The following is a 21,496-nucleotide window of genomic DNA, read 5'->3' on the forward strand; positions in this document are numbered from 1 at the left end:
TCAATCATCTATAAGCTGAGCTTGATAATGGACCTGTTCCAGGCAATGACCGTTTACGTGAAAGTGGTGGAGACCGGCAGCCTGACAGCGGCAGCCCAAGCCTGCGAAATGTCTACCACCATGGTAGGCAATCATCTTCGCGCGCTGGAGCAACGTCTCGGCGTGCGCCTGATCAATCGTACGACGCGGCGCCAGCGCCTGACTGAATTCGGCGCAGCCTACTACCAGCGCTGCCTGGAAGTGCTGGGGCTGGTGGCCGATTCCGAGCGCCTGGCCGAACAGACCCAGGGCGAGCCCACCGGCACCTTGCGCATCACCGCGCCGCTGACCTTTGGCACCGAACGCCTCGCGCCGGCCCTGGCGGAATTCAGCCAGCGCTTCGCTCAGGTCAAACTCGACGTGGTACTGACCAACCAGCGCCTGGACCTGCTTGACCATGGCTTCGACGTTGCCATCCGCCTCGGCCTTCCCGACCCGAAACTGATCGTGCGTCCGCTGGTGGACTACACCCTGACCATTTGTGCCTCCCCTGCTTACCTGGCGCGCAAAGGCACGCCGCAAAAGCCCGACGATCTGCAACACCACGATTGCCTGTCGTTTGCCTATTCCGCTGGTGACGAATGGCGCTTCGCCCAGGAGCACTGGCCAATCAACGGTCCGGAAGGGGAAATCAAAGTCCCGGTAACCGGGCCGATGCTGATCAATAGCTCTTCGGGACTGCACCGTGCCGCGTTGGCCGGCATGGGTGTGGTGATGCTGCCCGACGCGTTGGTGGCAAAGGATCTACAGGAAGGGGATCTGGTGGCGCTGCTGCAAGGTTATCAACTGCCTCATCGGCCGATGAGCCTGATGTACGCCCAGGATCGCTACCGTTTGCCGAAGCTGCGCAGTTTTGTCGAGTTTGCACTGGAGAAATGGGGCAAACCCTGATGGGCGTGCTCGATAAGTGTTGGATAAATCCCGTGGCGAGGGAGCTTGCTCCCGCTGGGGCGCGAAGCGGCCCTGCTTTGGGGCTGCTACGCCCGAAGCGTCGGACCGGCCCAGCGGGAGCAAGCTCCCTCGCCACAGTTCAGGCGTTCACCCGAAGCGCTGCCCGCTAGTGACCCCGCGCCCCATCGGCTACTCTTCACCCCTGGAGAGCATTTTGATATCAGGGCTGATTGAGGGAACAACGATGGACGACGCCTCGAAGATCGATTTGCTGCGGTTCGATTTGTCCGACCTGGACGAAAGCGTGCTGCACACCATCATGGAGCTGGTCAGCGACGGCATCTGGGACTGGAACGCCAATACCGGGTTCGTCTATCGCAACCCCGGCTGGTACACCATGCTCGGCTATACGCCCCATTCCCTGAGCAATACCGTGCTGACCTGGGAAAGCGTGATCCATCCAGAGGATTATCCCCAGGTGATGGCCCTGTTCGACGATTACCTGAAACAACGGTCGCCAAAATACCAAGCCGAATACCGCTGCCGGGCCCATGACGGTTCCTATATCTGGATCGAAGACCGCGGTTACGTAATTGCTCGCAACCCCGACGGCAGCGTTGCTCGAATGATCGGCGCCCATCGCAGCATCGACGACAAGAAGCGCCTGTTCGAGCAACTCGAACGGCGCAACAAATCCCTGGAAGCGATCATCGAAGAGCGCACGCGCGAGTTGTCTCGAGTCAACCATCAACTGCAAATCCAACTCGACGAAAACCGCAGGCTCGCCGAAACCGACGCCTTGACCCTGGTCGCCAACCGCTATCGCCTGGAGCAGGCGCTGCCACTGGCCTGTGAGCGTGCCCAGCGCTTTCGCGAACCGTTGTCGCTGATCGCCATGGACGTCGACGACTTCAAGGACATCAATGACCGCTACGGCCACGCCTTTGGTGACGCAGCGCTGGTGCAGGTGGTGCAGGCGGTCAAACGCTGCGAGCGCGACGGTGACCTGTTGGTGCGCTGGGGCGGCGATGAATTCATCATGATCTTGCCAAACACGTCGTTGGCCGATGCGGTCCTGATGGCTGAAACCATTCGCCGAGGCCTGTCCGACCTGCTCCCGGTGGGCGACTTCCCGATCACCATGAGCTTTGGTGTGGTGCAGCGGCTCGACGACGAGACGCAAGAGGTACTGATGGATCGGGCGGACCAGGCGTTGTATCGCTCCAAGATGGCCGGCAAAAACGTGATCTGCAACTGAAGCCGCAATTGTCAGGAATGAATCCATGAGGCGTTTGTCGCGGTCATAGCTTTGTCCCCCCCCCCCCGCGATAGGTCTCCCAAATTGCCGACTCGACTCCCCCGCTCTTCGAACCTTTTCCTGGGCTGCGCCGGCTGGTCGTTGCCCAGGGCACATTGGCCGGCGTTTCCCGACGAAGGCAGCCATTTGCAGCGCTACAGCGCACGCTTCCCGGCGGTGGAGATCAATAGTTCGTTCTATCGCCCGCATCGTCCCGCCACTTACGCCAAGTGGGCCGACAGCGTGGGGCCGGACTTTCGCTTCTCGGTCAAGGTGCCGAAGCAGATCACTCACGATCGACGACTGCACGATTGCGAGGGGCTTGTGGATGAGTTCCTTGGGCAATGTTCACAGTTGGGTGAAAAACTGGGTTGCCTGTTGATCCAATTGCCGCCATCACTGGCCTTCGACAACACCCAAGCCGAGCGCTTCTTCGAGGCGTTGCGGGATCGGTATCAGGGCCCCGCGGTTCTCGAACCCCGACACCCGAGCTGGCTCGCGCCGCAGGCCATGGCGATGCTGGAGAACGAGCGGATCGGTCGTGTCGCTGCCGATCCGTCCCCCTTATCGGGGGGCGATCGACCGGCAGGCTGGCCTGGCATTCGTTATTACCGTTTGCATGGCTCGCCGCGAATCTACTACTCCCCTTATGAGGAGACCTGGCTGAAGCAGCTCGCGCAACAATTGAAGAGCGCTGCGGATACGCCGACTTGGTGCATCTTCGACAACACCGCCAGCGGCGCCGCAACGCCGGACGCATTGCGGCTGATGGAACTGATGCGCGACTGAAATACGTACCGGCCACCGCTCCGACCGTGACAACACCGCCCGCGTCCAATAGATTAGGCGGCCGGAAAAAAGCTCAATGCCTTTCTCGCCTCATCCCGCTAACAGAAGTAGTGAAATTTCAATGTCCGATTCCAACACCGCTGAATCCGTAGTCACCCTGTCGTCCAAAGCGGAATACGAAAACTCCATCAATCTTTCACAGCATCTGCCCCAGGCCAAGACCATCAGCGAAATGGTCCTCGATGCGTTCCAGTCGAACCGCGAAAGCGACCAGATCCGCGAACTGCGCAACGCCATTCGCCAGGCCCACGATGCGTTCGATGACGACAAGGCCTACGAGTTGATGGGTCAGCTCAAGCAGCTCAAGGACGCTGAGGCTGCGGATTTTGCGGCCCTGGAAGACCTGGGCAGCCGCTTCCCGATCAGCCGCATTCTTTCCAGCTACAAAGACGACCCGTCGTTCCAGGAGCTGGTCTACGGCCTGGCCCTGAAAGTGCTGAACCAGACTCACCAGGCCATCAGCAACCCGAGCGGCAGCAAGGGCAAGGCCTCGCGGCCCAAGAAGGAAGCCGAAGTGTTTGTCATCAGCAAGGACGGCATCAGCGTCACCCTGCCCCTGCGCACGCCACGCTCCAAGCCGAACGTCGACCGCGAAGCCTTCGAGTTCCTGGGCTTCAACTTCGTCGGCGAAGGCGACGAAGCCGAGCTGGAAAGCGAAACCTTCCTGGACAACGACGGCACTGAACAACCGGTCACCCGCAAAAGCATCGTCACCGCGCTGCAACAGCAGAAAGCGTTCGACGGCTACAGCATCGCCCAGCAATAAGCCCGGATCCGGGTCTCCTGTGGGAGCGAGCTTGCTCGCGATTGCGTCGTGTCAGTCAATATCAGTTCAACTGACCCACCGCTTCGCGAGCAAGCTCGCTCCCACAGGAATGTCGATAACTTCCGAATAACGATCATGAAGAAGCCCCGCACTTCTCTCGAAGGCGGGGCTTTCCCATGGCTATGAGCGGATCAAACAGCACCAAGCCGCTCGACCATATCCGGAAACTTCTCGACCAATTTGATCAACAAAGCCGCCTGGGCATTAGGCTTGGACTTTTCCTGTTCCCAGTTTCCAAGGGTACCCGGGCTGGTCCTGATGCTCTTGGCGAAAACGGCTTAAGCGTGATCTTGCCCTCGCGGTGAGCGGCCATCTCCTCGACGCCTTGCATCATCTCGGCAAACAGATCGCGCTTTTTCATAAGGTACCTCGTACTTTCAACTCAGCTTCTATGGCGCGCCGGACATCTTCCCTTGATCGCAGATCGGGCTCCCCAACTCTCCCTTAGCGAACATCCAGAGCAGACCAGCATTCATAAGCAATAATGGATACGCCGCAATCCTTGTGGGAGCGAGCTTGCTCGCGATTGCGTCGTGTCAGTCCATATCAGCTCAACTGACCCACCGCTTCGCGAGCAAGCTCGCTCCCACAGGAATGTCGATACTTCCGAAATAACGATCATTAAAAAGCCCCGCGCTTCTCTCGAAGGCGGGGCTTTTTTGCAGCTCTGGCGCTTAAGGCGCGTAAGTCAGCAACAACTCACTCGGCACCTTGAAATCCAGGGACATCATGACGCTCAGGGCGGTGATGGTGAAGATCGAGAACACGAACAGCTTGCGTGCCCAGACCGTATCGTCCACCGCCTTGTAGCCGGTCCAGGCCATGTACAGCCAGTACATGCCCATGGCAGCGGCGACGGCGAGGTAGCTCATGCCGGCGTAGCCGCTGAAGGTCAGCATCAAGGTCGCCACCAGGAAGGCCAGGATGTAGAGCAGGATGTGTTTCTTGGCCACGCGGATGCCGCGCTTGACCGGCAACACCGGAATCGAGGCTGCCAGGTAGTCGTTGAAGCGGAAGATCGCGATGGCGTAGGAATGCGGCATCTGCCACAAACTGAACATCACCAGCAGCGTCAGCGCCGCCATGTCGAAGCTGTTGCTGACCGCGACATAGCCGATCACCGGCGGCATCGCCCCCGACAGGCTGCCCACCAGCGTGCCGTGGACCGACTTGCGCTTGAGGTACAGACTGTAGAGGCCGACGTAGATGACAAAACCGATCACCGCGAACAACGCCGCCAACGGATTGGCCACCCAGTACAGCAGCGCCACGCCGGCCACGCCCAGCACCGTGGCGAAGGCCAGGGCCAGTTGCACCGGAATCAGGCCTTGGACCAGCGCCCGGTTCTTGGTGCGTTCCATCTTGATGTCGATGTCGCGGTCGATGCAGTTGTTGAACACGCAACCGGACGCCACCACCAGGGACGTGCCGATCATCGCCGCCAGGAAGATGGCCAGATCGACATGCCCTTTCGAGGCCAGGAAGAACCCGCCCGCCACAGAAAGCACGTTACCGAAAATGATCCCCGGCTTGGTGATTTGGATAAAGTGCTTCAGTGACATCCGGACTTCCCTCAGTGCGCCATCATGTTGGTGTGGATGCTGAACATGATCCACAACGACAGGCCGACCAGCAGGACAATCACGATAGCGGCAAACACAAACGCGACCACGTTGTTACGTTGGGCAGCGGAGCGGTCCAGGTGCAGGAAGTACACCAGGTGCACCAGTACCTGGACCACGGCGAAGATCAGGATGATCCACAGGGTCAGGCTCTTGGGCAGCGACGGGTACATCACCAGGCCGAACGGAATGACGGTCAGGATCACCGACAGGATGAAACCGATGGCGTAGGACTTGACGCTGCCGTGGCCGGCGTCATGGCCATCATGGGAATGTGCGTTAGCCATTTACAGGGTCCCCATCAGATAAACAACGGTGAATACGCAGATCCACACCACGTCCAGGAAGTGCCAGAACAGGCTCAGGCAGCTCAGGCGCGTCTTGTTGGTGGCGGTCAGGCCGTTTTTCTGGACCTGGTACATCATGATCGCCATCCAGATCAGGCCGCTGGTCACGTGCAGGCCGTGGGTGCCGACCAGGGTGAAGAACCCGGACAGGAAGCCGCTGCGGCTAGGGCCGTAGCCTTCGGCGATCAGGATATGGAACTCGTTGATCTCCATGGCGATAAAGCCGGCGCCCAGGAGGAAGGTCATGGCCAACCAGCCCAGGACCTGGGTTTTCTTGCCCTTGAACAACGCCAGCATGGCGAAGCCGTAGGTGATCGAACTGAACAGCAGCAGCGCGGTTTCGCCCAGTACATAAGGCAGTTCGAAGATTTCGTGGCCCGACGGGCCACCGGCGACGTTGCTAACCAGCACCGCGTACACCGCGAAGATCGACGCAAACAGAATGCAGTCGGTCATCAGGTAGAGCCAGAAACCGAATACGGTCATCTCGCCCGAGTCGTGGTGATGGTCATCGTGCCCATGGTCATGACCATGGGCGTGTCCAACATTGGTCACTAAGTTCGACATGGTTTAAGCCTGTTCCAACGAGGTTTCAACACGGGTGGCGGTGGCAGGGACTTTCCCGGCCGCGACCAGGCGCTTGTGCTGCTCGGCTTCGATGCGTTCGATGACATCCACCGGCACCATGTAGCCCTGATCGTCACGGGCGGCATGGATCACGAAATACGCCACGGTGCCGACCAGGCTGACGATGGCCAGCCACCAGATGTGCCAGATCATCGCGAAACCGAACACGGTCAACAGCGCACCCATGACCACACCGGTGGCGGTGTTGTTGGGCATGTGGATCGGCTCGTATTTGGCCGGAACCTGGTACGCGGTACCGGCTTCCTTGGCTTCGGTGAACGGGTCGATGGTTTCCGCTTTCGGCAGCACGGCAAAGTTGTAGAACGGTGGTGGCGACGAAGTCGACCATTCCAGGGTATGGGCATTCCACGGATCACCGTGTTCGCACATGTTTTCCGGCTTCTTGCGATCACGCACGCTGACGTACAGCTGGATCAACTGGCAGGCGATACCGACCGCGATCATCACCGCGCCGAACATGGCGACGTACAGGTACGGCACCCACTCAGGGTTGGTGGTGGCGTTCAGGCGACGGGTCATGCCCATGAAACCCAGTGCATAGAGCGGCATGAACGCGACGAAGAAGCCCGAGATCCAGAACCAGAACGCTGCCTTGCCCCAACCTTCGTGCAGCTTGAAGCCGAACGCTTTCGGGAAGTAGAACGCAAAGCCTGCGATGTAGCCGAACACGGCGCCGCCGATGATCACGTTATGGAAGTGCGCGATCACGAACAGGCTGTTGTGCAACACGAAGTCCGCACCCGGGATGGCCAGCAGTACGCCGGTCATGCCGCCGATGGCGAAGGTCACCATGAAGCCCAGGGTCCACAGCACGTGGCTGGTGAAACGCAGGCGGCCCTGGTAGATGGTGAACAGCCAGTTGAACAGCTTCACACCCGTCGGGATCGAGATCAGCATCGTCGCCAGGCCGAAGAAGGCGTTGACGCTGGCCCCCGAGCCCATGGTGAAGAAGTGGTGCAGCCAGACCATGAAGCCCAGTACCGAAATCGCGCCGGAAGCGTAGATCATCGAGTGGTGGCCAAACAGCTTCTTGCCGGAGAAGGTCGAGATGACTTCGGAGAAAATACCGAACGCCGGCAGGATCAGGATGTACACCTCGGGGTGACCCCAGGCCCAGAACAGGTTGACGTACATCATCGGATTTCCACCCAGTTCATTGGTGAAAATGTGGAAATCCATGTAACGGTCAAGCGTCAGCAGTGCCAGGGTAGCGGTGAGGATCGGGAACGAAGCGACGATCAGCACGTTGGCCCAGGTGCAGGTCCAGGTAAAGATCGGCATGTCCATCAGCTTCATGCCTGGGGTACGCATCTTCAGCACGGTGGCCAGGAAGTTGACCCCCGTCAGCGTTGTCCCCAACCCGGATAGCTGTAGCGCCCAGATGTAGTAATCCACCCCCACGCCCGGACTGTATTGCAGCCCCGACAACGGCGGATAGGCAACCCAACCGGTCTTGGCGAATTCGCCAACCCCCAGGGACACGTTGATCAGTACCACACCGGACACCAGCAGCCAGAAGCTGAGGGAGTTCAGGAACGGATAGGCAACGTCGCGCGCGCCGATCTGCAGCGGCACTGCAAGGTTCATCAGGCCGGTGAAGAATGGCATCGCCATGAAGATGATCATGATCACACCGTGGGCGGTGAAGATCTGGTCATAGTGTTCAGGCGGCAGGTAGCCAGGCGAACCCTCGGTGGCCATGGCCAACTGGGTACGCATCATGATGGCGTCGGCAAAACCGCGCAGCAGCATGACCATGGCGACGATGATGTACATCACGCCGATTTTCTTGTGATCGACCGAGGTCAGCCACTCTGTCCACAGGTAGGTCCACTTCTTGAAATAAGTGATACCGGCGAACAATGCCAGACCACCGAGCGCGATGATGGCGAGGGTCACCATGACAATCGGCTCGTGGAACGGGATCGCTTCCCAACTTAATTTACCTAACATCGTTTACTCCTCTGCCCCGGCAGCTGAATGCGAGCTCATGTCCATCCCTTCCATGTTGTGAGCCACTTCCTTGTCTTTCTTCTCGTGGTGCATCGGCTTGCCCGGATTCATCCCTTCATACTTGTCGATGATGGTCTGGAACAGGTTCGGCGTAACCGACGAGTAGAGTTCGACTGGGTTGTTCTGGCTCGGCTTGGAAAGGGCTTCGTATTCAGCTTTTTCAAGCTGTTTAGGTGCCTTCTTCACTTCGTTGACCCAGGCGTCGAACTCTTCCTGGGTGGTGGCGGTCGCTTTGAACTTCATGCCGGTGAAACCCGCGCCGCTGTAGTTGGCGGAGATACCTTCAAGTTCGGTGTTCTGGTTGGCGATCAGGTGCAGCTTGGTCTGCATGCCGGCCATCGCATAGATCTGGCCGCCCAGGCCCGGGATGAAGAACGAGTTCATCACGGTGTCGGAGGTGACCTTGAAGTTGATCGGCGTGTGGGCCGGGAACACGATCTTGTTGACCGTGGCGATGCCTTGTTCCGGATAGATGAACAGCCACTTCCAGTCCATCGAGACCACTTCGATGGTGATCGGCTTGACGTCGGATTCCAGCGGACGGTACGGGTCCAGGGCGTGGGTCGACTTGTAGGTGACATAACCCAGGGCAATGATGATCAGCACCGGAATGGTCCACACCGCCACTTCGATCTTGGTCGAATGCGACCACTTCGGCGTGTAGGTGGCCTGGGTGTTGGTTGCGCGGTACTTCCAGGCGAACAGGAAAGTCATGACGATAACCGGCACAACGACCAGCAACATCAGCAGCGTGGCGGTGATGATCAGGTTTCGTTCATCCAGGCCGACCTGGCCCTTGGGATCGAGCAAGGTCATGTTGCAGCCTCCCAGCAGCAACGTGCCGAGCAGCGGCAACAAGCCTAGTAATCGGGGGTACCTGTTTTTACTCATCTCACGACCTCTAAAGCAGCTTGCGCAATGCAGTTGGGTTTTGATCGCCAACACTTCACCCTGCCAAGGGTTGGCATTTTCTTGGATTGAATAAGGGCTGCCCGTCGAACGTCAGCGGCTGTTCGACACATCCTGGGCCAGCAGTGAGTTCTTATTCGTTGGTCAAAAGGCCTAGTTCAAGCCCAATTCCATTTGGTGCGGATAGTTGGAGGCACCGACACCTGGGGTCGCATGGGGCGCTGGCGCCCTTCGACCACTCTCGTGCTCAAGCTTGAGCCGGGTCGGAAAATCGGTGCGGGCGATTGTAGTGAGGTGACGCGCTGTAGACCATGTCTCATCCCGAAATAATTTTTATCCGATCCGGCAACAATCTCTTGCTGATATTGCAACGGGCCAGCATCTTATCGAAATTCATTCTCAACAAGAACCCCAAAAAACGTAGGTCTACTACGCCCGATTTAGACAGCTCGGACCGATTCGCAAGGGCTTTTTTGTCCGGCAAGCGCCCATTTTCAGGGGCCTGCGGCGCCTGACGCTGCGCTGTTAAAAATGCCTGTTACAAGCGAGACGCTGGCTGCGAAACCAGACGTTTTTTTGTTACGGGAATGAGCGTTTAATCGCCGTCGGAAAGGCTGAGCGTCGCAAGATATGTGACAACGTGTCGCACGTTGTCGCAGGTCATTCTTGCCTCGGATCAAGGACGCCCCGGCTCGGGGGTGAAACGAAAAACGCCCCGGCTCTCCAAGGAAGAAACCGGGGCGTTTCGTTGAGGCGTTTCAGCGAAGCGGTTTGCGGTTACGCGACACCAGCAACGGCACCAGCACCACCGTCAACACGAAGGCCACCAGTGCCCATTGCGCCAGGGACAGGCCCAGTATCGGTGGGTAGGGCGTGGAGCAAAAACCATCGACCTGGAACCCCAGCGGGAAGATCTTCGCCAGCGGCAGGTCATCGACAATCGGTTGCAAGACATCGATACCGCAACTGACCGCGGGGAAGAACTGGGTGTATACGTGATGCCCGGCCACACCGGCCCCGGCCAGGGCGCAGAGCACCACCAGGCCTTCGAAGATCGTCAGGCTGCGGCGGGTGCGCATGGCCGCGCCGATGAAGGCGAAAATCGCGATCAGCAACAACGCATAGCGTTGCAGGATACACAGCGGGCACGGCGCCTCGCCGAGGGCCACCTGCATGTACAGCGCACCACCGATCAGTGCCAGGCAGATCAGCCCCAGCAGCACCAGATAGCGCCGCTCGCGGCCCAGCCGCATCATTTCCTCACTCATTGCGTTTCCCTTTGTCTGCATGGATCGACGCGCAGCCTCGCAACACCCGGCGCGCGATCGGACGTACCGAAGTCTACACGCTGACCATGACAGTGAACGAGCAGCGGGCGTCGACAATTGAAGGGAATAGAGCGCAAGAAGGTTAAGCGGGGATTAATGCGGGTCAGTTGGACAGGGGTGGAGCTGCGGCCGCCATCGCGAGCAAGCTCGGCTCCCACATGGTTTTTGCGGGTTGTTCACAGATATCGCACTCATCACAAATCCCTGTGGGAGCTGAGCTTGCTCGCGATGGCGGTGGGTCAGTCAGTGAATAAGCTGGCTGTACTACCGTCTTCGCGAGCAGGCTCGCTCCCACAGTTTTTTGTGGTGTTCACAGCAATTGTGTCCACCACATATCCCCTGTGGGAGCGAGCTTGCTCGCGAAAGCGTTGGGTCAGCTTGCATCGATGTCGGGTGTGCCGACGCCTTCGCGAGCAAGCTCGCTCCCACCCTGGATCTGTGCTGGCCGTCAGACCTGCGCAAATCCCTTGTGGGAGCGAGCTTGCTCGCGATGAAGGCAACCCGGTCTCCCGGCTTGCCGCGACCTTACTCCAGCGCCGCCGCCGGGCCGAAGAATTCGTAGCGGCTCTGCCGGTCGGGCACGCCCAGAGCCTTGAGGTGGCGCTTGACGGCGCCCATAAAGCCCTTCGGCCCAAGGAAATAGGCGTCCAGGTCACGCTGCTCCGGTAGCCATTGCGCCAGTTGCTCCTGGCTCAACAGCCCCACCTTGTCCGCCGCCGGGCTCACCCCGTCGTCTTCGTCGTAACAGTAGAAGCGCTTGAGCTGCGGATGCCGCTTGGCCAAATCGTCGATCCAGTCACGGAAGGCATGGACGCGGCCGTTGCGTGCGCAGTGAATGAAATGCACCGGCCGCTCGGTTTGCAGTGCTGCCTGCAACATGGCCAGGGTCGGGGTAATACCAACGCCGCCGCTGATCAGCACCAACGGTTTTTCGCTGGCACTTAGGTAGAAATCCCCGGACGGCGGGAACAACTGGATGCGACTGCCGACCTCAAAATGATGATGCAGGAAGTTCGACACCCGCCCGCCCGGCTCACGCTTGACACTGATCCGGTACTGGCCATTGTCCGCCAGGGCTGACAGCGAATAGTTGCGGCGCACTTCCTCGCCATCGAGCACGAGTTTCATGCCGATGTACTGGCCCGGCTCGGCCACCAGGATCGGGCCCTTGTCCGCCGGTTCGAAGTAGAACGAGGTGATTTCCGCGCTTTCCTGGACCTTGGCCGCCAGGATGAACTCGCGCTCGCCACGCCAGCCGCCCAGCGCCTCGGCCTTCTTGTCGTACATGTCGGCTTCGGCGCCGATCAGGATATCGGCCAACTGATTGTAGGCAGCGCCCCATGCCGCGATCACTTCGGGGGTGGCGATTTCTTCGCCCAGCACCTCAGCAATCGCCCGCAGCAGGCACGAACCGACAATCGGGTAATGTTGCGGCAGGATCTGCAGGGCAACGTGCTTGTTGACGATTTTCGCCACCAGGTCGCCCAATTGGTCGAGCTGGTCGATGTGCCGCGCATACATCAACACGCCGTTGGCCAAGGCACGTGGTTGGTCGCCGCTGGCCTGGTGAGCCTGGTTGAACAGCGGGCGGACCTGAGGGTACTCGGACAGCATCATGCGATAGAAGTGGGTGATCAGCGCTTCACCGCCGCTTTCAAGCAAGGGCACGGTGGAGCGAATGATGGCGCGTTCTTCTCGACTAAGCATGGGTGACTCCTGGCGTATGATCGATAACAGTTGCTTAAGTCATATCAGTTTCCATGCCAGAATTTTTTCTTTTAAATATCAGAAAGTTAAGACAAGAGTAGTCATAACGACACGGTAGACATTATAGTCGTTATGACTACGTGGAGTCATTATGACCGCAACCGCCCTGCTGACCTCCCTGCTGCCACTGGTAGCCGACCTGTCCCGTGAACTGCCTGAAGGTGAACGTTACCGGCGCCTGCTCGGCACCCTGCGCGCCCTGCTGCCCTGCGATGCGGCGGCGTTGTTGCGCCTGGACGGAGATTGCCTGGTACCGCTCGCCGTGGATGGCTTGAGCACCGATACACTGGGCCGGCGATTCCGGATCAGCGAACACCCGCGCTTCGAAGCGCTGCTGGCCAACCCGCACCCCACCCGCTTCGCCGCTGACAGTGGCCTGCCCGATCCTTACGACGGGCTGGTCGAGGGGCTGGCCAAGCATCTGGAAGTCCATGACTGCATGGGTTGCCCACTGTTCATCGATGAACGCCCCTGGGGCCTGCTGACCCTGGATTCGCTGGACCCGGAGCGCTTCGAACCCATCGACCTCAGTGCCCTGCAAGCCTTCGCCAGCCTCGCCGCCGCCACGGTCAGCGCCGCCGAGCGCATCGAGCGCCTGGCCTTGAAAGCCGAGGACGAACATCGCCGCGCCGAGGTCTATCGCCAGGCCAGCGGCCAGCAACACCGCGACATGGTCGGCCAGAGCAAGGCCCACAAGCGCCTGGTGGAAGAGATCACGCTGGTGGGCGGCAGCGACCTGACGGTATTGATCACCGGCGAAACCGGCGTGGGCAAGGAACTGGTCGCCCAGGCCATCCACGCCGCGTCGAAACGCGCCGGCCAGCCGCTGGTCAGCCTCAACTGCGCAGCCCTGCCGGATACGCTGGTGGAAAGCGAACTCTTCGGCCATGTCCGGGGCGCCTTCACTGGGGCCACGAACGACCGCCGCGGCAAGTTTGAATTGGCCGACGGCGGCACCTTGTTCCTCGACGAGGTGGGTGAGTTGTCCCTGACTGTCCAGGCCAAGTTGCTGCGGGTGTTGCAAAGCGGCCAACTGCAGCGCCTGGGTTCGGACAAGGAGCACCGGGTCGATGTTCGCCTGATCGCGGCCACCAATCGCGACCTCGCCGAAGAAGTGCGCAACGGCCGTTACCGGGCCGACTTCTATCATCGCTTGAGTGTGTATCCCTTGCAGGTGCCGGCGCTGCGTGAACGCGGGCGGGACGTGCTGCTGCTCAGCGGCTTCTTCCTTGAACAGAATCGTTCGCGCATGGGCCTGGGCAGCCTGCGCCTGACCAGCGACGCCCAGGCCGCATTGCTGGCCTACGACTGGCCGGGCAACGTGCGCGAGCTGGAACACCTGATCGGCCGTAGCGCCCTGAAGGCCTTGGGTCGCCACCCGGCGCGCCCGAGAATCCTCAGCCTCAGCGCCCAGGACCTGGATTTGCCCCAGGCCCCTGTGGATAACGCCGAGCCGTCATCCCCCAACCCGGCACCGGTCGCACCAGGCGTGACGGGGGACTTGCGCGAAGCGGTGGACGCGTTCCAACGCAATTTGATCGCCGCCTGCCTGGAGCGTCACCAGCACAACTGGGCCAGCGCCGCCCGGGAGCTGGGGCTGGACCGCGCGAACCTGGGGCGGATGGCCAAACGGCTTGGCCTGAAATAGTGGTTGGAGGTGCTTTTGTGGCGAGGGAGCTTGCTCCCGCTGAGCTGTGAAGCAGCCCCTATCAATGGCATCGCGGTCTAGAAACTTACGACCGCTGCGCGGCCGAGCGGGAGCAAGCTCCCTCGCCACAAAAGCGGTCCCGCGCAAGGACCTTATGACAGCGATCCATGCGATCGACAGGCTTTCACCCTAAAGCCTGCCCCCGACAAGTCGATAACCCAATATCACAAGCTGTTCTGGCGACCTTCATGCTCGCCCCACCTTTTTCCACAGAAGGTTTTTATGTCTTCCAACAAAGCCCGCGCAGATTCACTTTCGCTTCTGCTGTTTACCTTGCGCAGCGGCAAGCTGATGGCGATCAACCTGCTCAAGGTCAGTGAAATCATTCCCTGCCCACCGTTGACCAAGCTGCCGGAGTCCCATCCCCACGTCAAAGGCATCGCCACCCTGCGCGGGACATCATTGTCGGTGATCGACCTGAGCCGCGCCATCGGCGAGCGGCCGCTGGAAGACCCGGACGGCGGCTGCCTGATCGTTACCGACGTCAGCCGTTCCAAGCAGGGCCTGCATGTGCAGGCGGTCAGCAAGATCGTGCATTGCCTGACCACCGACATCAAACCGCCGCCCTACGGCTCCGGCGGCGTGCGCGCGTTCATCACTGGCGTGACCTCGGTGGACGGCACGCTGGTGCAAGTATTGGATATCGAAAAAGTCATTCATGGCATCGCACCGGCGCAGATCGAAACCGCGCCGACCGAATTGAGCATGGAAGACGCCGAAGTCCTGGGCAACGCCCGGATCCTGGTGGTCGATGACAGTCAGGTCGCCTTGCAGCAATCGGTGCACACCCTGCGCAACCTGGGCCTGCAATGCCATACCGCCCGCAGCGCCAAGGAAGCCATCGATTGTCTGCTGGAGTTGCAGGGCACGGCGCAGGAGATCAACCTGATCGTCTCCGATATTGAAATGTCGGAAATGGACGGCTACGCCCTCACCCGGACCCTGCGCGAGACACCGGATTTCGCCCACCTCTATGTGTTGCTGCACACGTCGCTGGACAGCGCCATGAACAGTGAGAAAGCGCGACTGGCCGGCGCAAACGGGGTGCTTACCAAATTTTCGTCGCCCGAATTGACCAAGTGCCTGATCACCGCGGCCAAGGCCGTCGCCGAACAAGGTCGCTGAGACCCGTCCGCGTCAATGCGGGCCAAGTTCAAGGAGGCTGCGATCGTCGCGGCCTCTGACCCCTGCCCCGACCTCAGGCATACTCCTGTCCTCGTTCCCCCGAACAAGGACATAGTCGATGAAAACCCCTGCACTGCTGCTCCTCGGCCTCACTGCCGCCATCGCCTTTCAGGCTCAGGCTTCCAGCCCCGACGCGTGGGCCGCCTACGACAAAAAAGTGCTCGCCAGTTGCCTCAAGGCCAGCGGCCTGAAAGATCCCGAACCTGTCGGTACCGCCGCGCAATTTGACGACCGGGTAGGCTATACGGCGCTGTTGCTGCAAGGCCAATACCCACAGAAGCACATGAACGGCGCGACGGGCACCGAGCTGTGCCTCTATCGCAAAAAAACCAAGACCGCCTTCGTCACCGAGTGGGACTCGATCCGCCCGGCCGAAGCCCCCCAATGAATGGCGCATAACTTGCTTCGCACGGCTTATCGCGGCGTTTTTCTGTCGCCGCTTTCAGCCTATTGCCTTCGGTCGATCAATGAACACAACGTTTTCCTGCGTAGGGTGCGGTAAATGCTGCACCGGTCATCACGTTCCCCTGACGCTCGACGAAGCCAGGATGTGGGCGAATGACGGCGGCCAGGTAATTGTCCTGGTCGAGGCCTTCCTGCCCAATGGCCTCGGCCTTCCGGTGGCGCAGCGCGAACATGCCGAACGCCGTTCGGCAGTGGTCCGCAGCGGCACGAGCGAGGCGCTTGTGGCAATCACCTTCGCCGCTTATAACCCTGGCCCTTGCCATAATCTGGACGCCGACAACCTGTGCCGCATCTATGAGCGCAGGCCTTTGGTTTGCCGCATCTACCCCATGGAAATCAACCCGCACATCCCGCTCAATACCGCCGCCAAGGATTGCCCGCCAGAGTCGTGGGAAACGGGGCCGCAGTTGATCGTCGGCGGTGAGTTGGTGGACCAGGAGCTGGCTCGGTTGATCGAACGTTCACGCCAGGCCGATCGTGAAGAGATCGCGATCAAGGCGCGCATCTGCGTGTCCCTGGGCATCCACACGACGGCGTTGAAGGGCGACGGATTCACGGCCTACCTGCCGAACATGGCCGCGTTTGCCGCCGCGATTGATCAGGCCCGCTCGCAGCCGTTGGACCCCGAAGCGGGTGAATGGCAGTTCCACCTGTCCGGCGAGGACGTTGCCAGCCAAGTGACGGCCAGTGGCGCAAGCGTTGTCACGCAAGCGCCGGTCAATTACGCCTTCATTTCCCTGCGGGCCGCCTGATTTTGTAGAGAGACCTTGTGGGAGCGAGCTTGCTCGCGATAGCGCTTTATCTGCCAGCCTATCGGCGCCTGATACACCGCTATCGCGAGCAAGCTCGCTCCCACAAGGGGACTTGCGGTGCTGCGATTACACCACCCCCTCTCGCCTAACCCGCGCCAGGAATGTTAGCGTGCTTGGTATTCCCTGCAGATGAGCCTTGCACGATGAAAAAAACCGTACTTGCCTTCAGCCGTATCACACCTCCCATGATCGAGCGCCTGCGCCAGGACTTCGAGGTGATCGTCCCCAATCCGTCGAACGGCGACATCAACGCGCAGTTCAACGAAGCCTTGCCCCACGTCCATGGGCTGATTGGTGTCGGTCGCAAGCTCGGCCGCGAGCAACTGCAGAACGCCACGAACCTGCAAGTGGTCTCCAGCGTGTCGGTGGGCTACGACAACTACGACCTGGCCTACTTCAATGAGCGCGGGATCATGCTCACCAATACCCCCGACGTGCTCACCGAAAGCACCGCCGACCTGGCCTTCGCCCTGCTGATGAGCAGCGCCCGGCGCGTGGCCGAACTGGACGCCTGGACCAAGGCCGGGCAATGGCAAGCGACCGTCGGTCCGCAACTGTTCGGCAGCGACGTGCATGGCAAGACCTTGGGCATCGTCGGCATGGGCAACATTGGCGCGGCTATTGCCCGGCGTGGCCGGTTGGGGTTCAACATGCCGATCCTGTACAGCGGCAACAGCCGCAAGACCGAGTTGGAAAACCAATTGGGCGCACAATTTCGCGAGCTGGACCAGTTGCTGGCCGAAGCCGATTTCGTCTGCCTCGTGGTGCCATTGAGCGAGAAGACCCGCCATTTGATCGGCCAGCGTGAACTGGGGCTGATGAAGCCAAGCGCCATCCTGGTCAACATTTCCCGTGGCCCGGTGGTGGATGAGCCAGCGCTGATCGAAGCCTTGCAGAACGGTCGCATCCGCGGTGCCGGGCTGGATGTCTACGAGAAAGAACCGCTGGCCGAATCGCCGCTGTTCCAGCTGAAAAACGCCGTGACCCTGCCTCATATCGGCTCCGCCACCCACGAGACCCGTGAGGCCATGGCCAACCTTGCTGTGGATAACTTGCGCAGTGCCTTGCTGGGCGAGCGACCGAAGAACCTGGTCAACCCACAAGTCTGGAAATAGAACACACCGTGGCGAGGGAGCTTGCTCCCGCTGGGCTGCGCAGCAGCCCCTTGCGGTTTATCTGATGCACCGTGGCGGCAGATACACCTTGGGGTCGCTTCGCAACCCAGCGGGAGCAAGCTCCCTCGCCACAGGATTATTGCCAGACGCTATGCCTCATCGTGTACCCAGCGCGACTCTTACGGCTGCTGGCCGGGGCTTGCGAAACACCAGTACGTTCCCCAGCATCACCAGCACCAACCCCACCAATGCCGGCGCCGTCCACTGGTAGCCCTCGACGAACGCCGAGACGTTCAACGCCACCACCGGGAACAGCACGGTGCAATACGCCGCCCGCTCCGGCCCCATACGCCCCACTAGCGTCAAGTAGGCGGTAAAGCCGATGACCGAACCCGGGATCACCAGATACAGCAGCGAGCCGACATAACGTGCATTCCATTCCATATCGAACGGGATGCCTTGGAACAGACACCACACCGACAACATCGCCGCCCCGTAAGCCATGCCCCAGGCGTTGGTCGTCAACGGCTTGAGACCGGCCTTCTGTTGCAGGCTCGAGAGCATGTTGCCCGCTGAAAAACACAACGTCCCCAGCAGCGCCAGTGCCAAGCCGAGCACCGTTTGCGGGCTCGCGCTGTGACCGGCCAGCTCCGGCCAGAACAACAACGCCAGCCCGAACAGCCCCAAGGCGCCGCCCAGCAATACGTTACGGGCAATCCGTTGACCGAAGAAAACCCGGGCGTTGAGAGCGTTCCAGAGCGTGGCGGTGGAAAACACCACGGCGACCAAACCACTGGGGATCCACTGGCTGGCAGTCAGGAAGCACATGAAATTGATGCAGAACAGGCACAGGCCCTGGGCAACGCAAATCAAATGGCCGCGCCGGCTCATCACTTGCAAGCGTCGGCTGAGCAAAAGCATGGCAAACAGGATCAATGCCGCGAGGCCAAAGCGATACACGATCGACACCGGGATGGCGACGACACCCAACTGCAGTTTCAGGGCGATCCAGGTGGTGCCCCAGATGAGCACGGTGAGCAGGTACAACGAGAGGTTCATGACGGTGACTCCTGGCAATGGCCCCCAGTGTCACGCCGATGCTTGCCCGTCGCTTGCGTAAACTTGCGGTTTTTATGAGCGATGGGCTGGCAGGGAACGGTCTACGGAGTAGGATGCAAACGTTGGAGAACCGATCATGTCCACACTACAGACCCTACAAGTCTTCCAAGCCCTCAACAGCTCGCCCAACGCTCGCCTGGAGCACAGTGCCGAGCTCGGAGACGGCATGGCGGCCGCTTTGTGGACCAATCACCACGACGCCCGGGACTACGAGGCGCCGACGCACCATACGCTGTCGTGCTACATCGCGGGGGGCACCGGCACGTTTCGTCGTGAACGGCCCGATACCACGGGCGCACCGGACAAACTTTGCATCTTGCCGGCCGGGCATGAGTCCGCCTGGGTCATCAATGGCGACATTCGCCTCGCCCACCTGTATTTCAGCGCGGAACAATTCGCCCTTGGCTGCATCACCCTGCTGGACCGCGAACCCCGGCAAGTGCAACTGCACGAGGAAACGTTCCTCGACGACCCGCAACAGGCCCAGCGCTTTCGCCAGTTGATCGCACTGAACTGGGACGAACCCGGCGAACGCCTGCTGACCACCAGCCTGGCCCATGACCTGCTCAACCACTTGCTGCTCAGCCAGGTCGGCCAGCGCCAGGGGCTTCGCCTCAAGGGCGGCCTGGCGGCTCACCAGCGACGGTTGCTGGTGGATTACGTCGACAGCCATCTGGCCGAGGCCATCAGCCTCGGGCAATTGGCGGCGCTGTGTGCGTTGTCCGAATATCACTTTGCGCGGATGTTCCGCGAAAGTTTCGGGCTGCCACCCCATCAATATGTACTGGCCCGGCGCCTGGCCCGCGCGCGGCATTTGTTGCGCAGCACGTCCCAGCCGTTGGGCGACGTGGCGCTGGCCTGCGGGTTTGCCAGCGCCAGTCATTTCACCCACCGTTTTCGCCAGGCCTTGGGTGCAAGCCCCGGAGAGTATCGACAGGCTTTCTTGCGCTGAACGCCGGCGTGCCCCGGCCAAATGAAACAACCAGGCACTCGTCCCGATTGCCGTAGCCACCATCGCGCCCCTACAATGCGAACAATTCTTGTTCTCTAGCACAGCTAAGCGCTGTCGGGATGTTCCTCGTTGCCGCCTGCACACACCGTCGAAGTGCTCTACAACGCCCATCACCGTTGGCTCAACGGCTGGTTGCGAAGAAAACTCGGCTGCCCCGACAGCGCCGCCGACCTGGCCCAGGACACGTTCATGCGCGTCCTGACTGCGCGCGATCCGCAGCCGGTCCTGGAACCCCGTGCGTTTCTCACCACCATTGCCAAGCGCGTCTTGTTCAACCATTACCGCCGCCAAGACCTTGAGCGCGCCTACCTCGATGCCCTCGCCCAACTGCCGGAGCAGGCGGCGCCATCGGAGGAAGACCGGGCAATCATCCTGCAAACCCTGATGGAACTGGACCAACTGCTCGATGGGTTGCCGCGCGCGGTCAAGCAGGCGTTCCTGCTGGCCCAGGTCGATGGCCTGACCTACAACGAAATCGCCCGTGAGCTGGGGATTTCCCTGGCGACGGTCAAGCGTCACCTGAACAAGGCAGCGATGCGCTGCTACTTCGCCTTATGACCCCACCGATCAACGGCGCACCGGGCGTCAGCGCGCAAGTCGCCGAGCAGGCCGTGCACTGGCTGCTGGAAATGCAGCAAGGCCCACTCGATACCCGCCAGCAGCAAGCCTGGGAACACTGGCTCGATGCCCACAGCGAACATCGCCGTGCCTGGGAGCATATCCAGCGGGTCAATCAGCGGCTGCGCAGCGTGTCCTCACCGTTGGCCCATGCAGCCCTCAATGCTCCGAAGTCCGCGGCGCGACGTCGGGCACTGAAGATGATGCTGGTGCTTGGCGCCGGCTCGGCGTTGACCTGGGGCCTGCGTGAGCGCCAATTGCTGCCACCCTTGATGGCCGACTTCCGCAGCCCGGTGGGCGAGCGGCGACGCCTGACGCTGGATGACGGCAGTCAGTTGCAGCTCAACACTGGCAGCGCGGTAGACGTTCGCTTCGACGCTCAACGCCGCTTGATCCGCCTGCTGGAAGGGGAACTGTTGCTGACCGTCGCCCGGGACCCGAGGCCCCTGCAAGTGGTGACGGCCTACGGTCTGCTGGAAAGCCGCGACGCCCGGTTCAACGTCCGCGAATATCCGGAGCACACCCAGGTGACGGCGTTTGAAGGCCAGGTGGACATTCATAGCCGACACGGCCCGGCCTTGTCACTGGCGACAGCACGACAACTGAGCCTTGGCGCCAACGGTGCCGGGCCCTCCACGGCTCTGGACGCCAACAGCGGCGCTTGGACGGAAGGCATGCTGATAGCAGCGCATATGCGCCTGGCGGACTTCCTCGACGAACTCGGCCGTTACCGACGCGGCCAACTGCACTGCGACGAGGCGGTCGCCAACCTTCTGATCTCCGGAACCTATCCGCTGGACAACAGCGAACGAATCCTCGACCTGCTGGAGGTCAGCCTGCCGGTAAAAGTACGTCGTTTCACCCGCTATTGGGTCACGGTCGAGGCTCACGCGTGAACCAATGGCCGCTCTCCCTGAAAAAAAGTG

The 21,496-nt window shown here is 60.7% G+C and carries 20 protein-coding genes and 1 pseudogene; 12 read left to right on the plus strand and 9 right to left on the minus strand.

All coding sequences use genetic code 11. The annotated features are described in order from the left end of the window. The first annotated feature begins 27 nt into the window (after positions 1 to 27). From J3P85_RS24225 to J3P85_RS24240, 4 genes are all read left to right on the plus strand, one after another. On the plus strand, positions 28 to 930 hold the full coding sequence (locus J3P85_RS24225; RefSeq protein ID WP_434703806.1) for a LysR family transcriptional regulator: 903 nt from the start codon (positions 28 to 30) through the stop codon (positions 928 to 930). A 244-nt stretch (positions 931 to 1,174) separates the two neighbouring features. After that, positions 1,175 to 2,188 carry a sensor domain-containing diguanylate cyclase gene (locus tag J3P85_RS24230; protein ID WP_434703808.1) on the plus strand — a complete coding sequence of 338 codons (1,014 nt, stop codon included), beginning with the start codon at positions 1,175 to 1,177 and terminating at the stop codon, positions 2,186 to 2,188. Positions 2,189 to 2,272: 84 nt separating this feature from the next. Then, on the plus strand, positions 2,273 to 3,016 hold the full coding sequence (locus tag J3P85_RS24235; RefSeq protein WP_434703809.1) for a DUF72 domain-containing protein: 744 nt from the start codon (positions 2,273 to 2,275) through the stop codon (positions 3,014 to 3,016). A gap of 121 nt (positions 3,017 to 3,137) precedes the next feature. Beyond that, complete coding sequence (locus J3P85_RS24240; RefSeq protein ID WP_411385587.1) at positions 3,138 to 3,842, plus strand: hypothetical protein; 705 nt, start codon at positions 3,138 to 3,140, stop codon at positions 3,840 to 3,842. A 191-nt stretch (positions 3,843 to 4,033) separates the two neighbouring features. Here the strand turns inward: J3P85_RS24240 and J3P85_RS24245 are convergent. The 8 genes and pseudogenes from J3P85_RS24245 to hmpA all read right to left on the minus strand — a co-directional run bounded on the left by J3P85_RS24245 (position 4,034) and on the right by hmpA (position 12,476). Further along, positions 4,034 to 4,263: pseudogene (locus J3P85_RS24245) on the minus strand (helix-turn-helix domain-containing protein). A 313-nt stretch (positions 4,264 to 4,576) separates the two neighbouring features. Further along, on the minus strand, positions 4,577 to 5,464 hold the full coding sequence (gene cyoE / locus J3P85_RS24250) for a heme o synthase (protein ID WP_003178131.1): 888 nt from the start codon (positions 5,462 to 5,464) through the stop codon (positions 4,577 to 4,579). An 11-nt stretch (positions 5,465 to 5,475) separates the two neighbouring features. Continuing rightward, positions 5,476 to 5,811 carry a cytochrome o ubiquinol oxidase subunit IV gene (gene cyoD / locus J3P85_RS24255; protein ID WP_014340102.1) on the minus strand — a complete coding sequence of 112 codons (336 nt, stop codon included), beginning with the start codon at positions 5,809 to 5,811 and terminating at the stop codon, positions 5,476 to 5,478. After that, positions 5,812 to 6,438, minus strand: coding sequence for a cytochrome o ubiquinol oxidase subunit III (locus tag J3P85_RS24260; protein WP_434703810.1), 627 nt, complete (start codon positions 6,436 to 6,438; stop codon positions 5,812 to 5,814). 3 nt (positions 6,439 to 6,441) lie between these two features. Further along, complete coding sequence (gene cyoB, locus J3P85_RS24265; RefSeq protein WP_186705090.1) at positions 6,442 to 8,472, minus strand: cytochrome o ubiquinol oxidase subunit I; 2,031 nt, start codon at positions 8,470 to 8,472, stop codon at positions 6,442 to 6,444. 3 nt (positions 8,473 to 8,475) lie between these two features. Further along, the gene (cyoA, locus tag J3P85_RS24270) at positions 8,476 to 9,423 is read right to left on the minus strand and encodes a ubiquinol oxidase subunit II (RefSeq protein WP_186705089.1); all 948 of its coding nucleotides are present in this window, start codon (positions 9,421 to 9,423) and stop codon (positions 8,476 to 8,478) included. Positions 9,424 to 10,199: 776 nt separating this feature from the next. Then, on the minus strand, positions 10,200 to 10,709 hold the full coding sequence (locus tag J3P85_RS24275; RefSeq protein ID WP_060740730.1) for a disulfide bond formation protein B: 510 nt from the start codon (positions 10,707 to 10,709) through the stop codon (positions 10,200 to 10,202). 585 nt (positions 10,710 to 11,294) lie between these two features. Next, positions 11,295 to 12,476: an NO-inducible flavohemoprotein gene (gene hmpA / locus J3P85_RS24280; RefSeq protein WP_434703811.1), complete on the minus strand. Its 1,182-nt coding sequence runs from the start codon at positions 12,474 to 12,476 to the stop codon at positions 11,295 to 11,297. A 151-nt stretch (positions 12,477 to 12,627) separates the two neighbouring features. Here hmpA and norR point away from each other — a divergent pair, with 151 nt between their 5' ends. The 5 genes from norR (at position 12,628) to J3P85_RS24305 (ending at position 17,821) form a co-directional block, all read left to right on the plus strand. Then, a complete protein-coding gene (gene norR / locus J3P85_RS24285; RefSeq protein ID WP_434703812.1) occupies positions 12,628 to 14,184 on the plus strand; it encodes a nitric oxide reductase transcriptional regulator NorR in 1,557 nt (518 codons plus the stop codon). Between the two features lie 282 nt (positions 14,185 to 14,466). Continuing rightward, complete coding sequence (locus J3P85_RS24290; RefSeq protein WP_030139917.1) at positions 14,467 to 15,369, plus strand: chemotaxis protein CheV; 903 nt, start codon at positions 14,467 to 14,469, stop codon at positions 15,367 to 15,369. Positions 15,370 to 15,487: 118 nt separating this feature from the next. Then, positions 15,488 to 15,817 (plus strand): hypothetical protein, encoded by a 330-nt coding sequence (locus tag J3P85_RS24295; RefSeq protein WP_434703813.1) that lies wholly within the window; start codon positions 15,488 to 15,490, stop codon positions 15,815 to 15,817. Between the two features lie 79 nt (positions 15,818 to 15,896). Beyond that, entirely contained in the window at positions 15,897 to 16,646 is a 750-nt protein-coding gene (locus J3P85_RS24300; RefSeq protein WP_434703815.1) for a YkgJ family cysteine cluster protein, read from the plus strand. A 203-nt stretch (positions 16,647 to 16,849) separates the two neighbouring features. Further along, positions 16,850 to 17,821 (plus strand): 2-hydroxyacid dehydrogenase, encoded by a 972-nt coding sequence (locus J3P85_RS24305; RefSeq protein WP_434703816.1) that lies wholly within the window; start codon positions 16,850 to 16,852, stop codon positions 17,819 to 17,821. Positions 17,822 to 17,977: 156 nt separating this feature from the next. Here the strand turns inward: J3P85_RS24305 and J3P85_RS24310 are convergent, their stop codons facing one another. Beyond that, a complete protein-coding gene (locus J3P85_RS24310; protein ID WP_434703817.1) occupies positions 17,978 to 18,880 on the minus strand; it encodes a DMT family transporter in 903 nt (300 codons plus the stop codon). 136 nt (positions 18,881 to 19,016) lie between these two features. Between J3P85_RS24310 and J3P85_RS24315 the strand changes: the two genes are divergently transcribed. From J3P85_RS24315 to J3P85_RS24325, 3 genes are all read left to right on the plus strand, one after another. Further along, positions 19,017 to 19,892 carry a helix-turn-helix domain-containing protein gene (locus J3P85_RS24315; protein WP_434703819.1) on the plus strand — a complete coding sequence of 292 codons (876 nt, stop codon included), beginning with the start codon at positions 19,017 to 19,019 and terminating at the stop codon, positions 19,890 to 19,892. Positions 19,893 to 20,021: 129 nt separating this feature from the next. Next, positions 20,022 to 20,510, plus strand: a complete 489-nt coding sequence (locus tag J3P85_RS24320) for a sigma-70 family RNA polymerase sigma factor (RefSeq protein ID WP_434703821.1) — start codon at positions 20,022 to 20,024, stop codon at positions 20,508 to 20,510. After that, a complete protein-coding gene (locus J3P85_RS24325; protein ID WP_434703822.1) occupies positions 20,507 to 21,466 on the plus strand; it encodes a FecR domain-containing protein in 960 nt (319 codons plus the stop codon). The genes J3P85_RS24320 and J3P85_RS24325 overlap by 4 nt, the downstream gene beginning before the upstream one ends. The last annotated feature ends 30 nt before the right edge of the window (positions 21,467 to 21,496 follow it).

The sequence above is a fragment of the Pseudomonas sp. Z1-12 genome (assembly GCF_051132015.1).
Lineage (GTDB): Bacteria > Pseudomonadota > Gammaproteobacteria > Pseudomonadales > Pseudomonadaceae > Aquipseudomonas > Aquipseudomonas zanjanensis.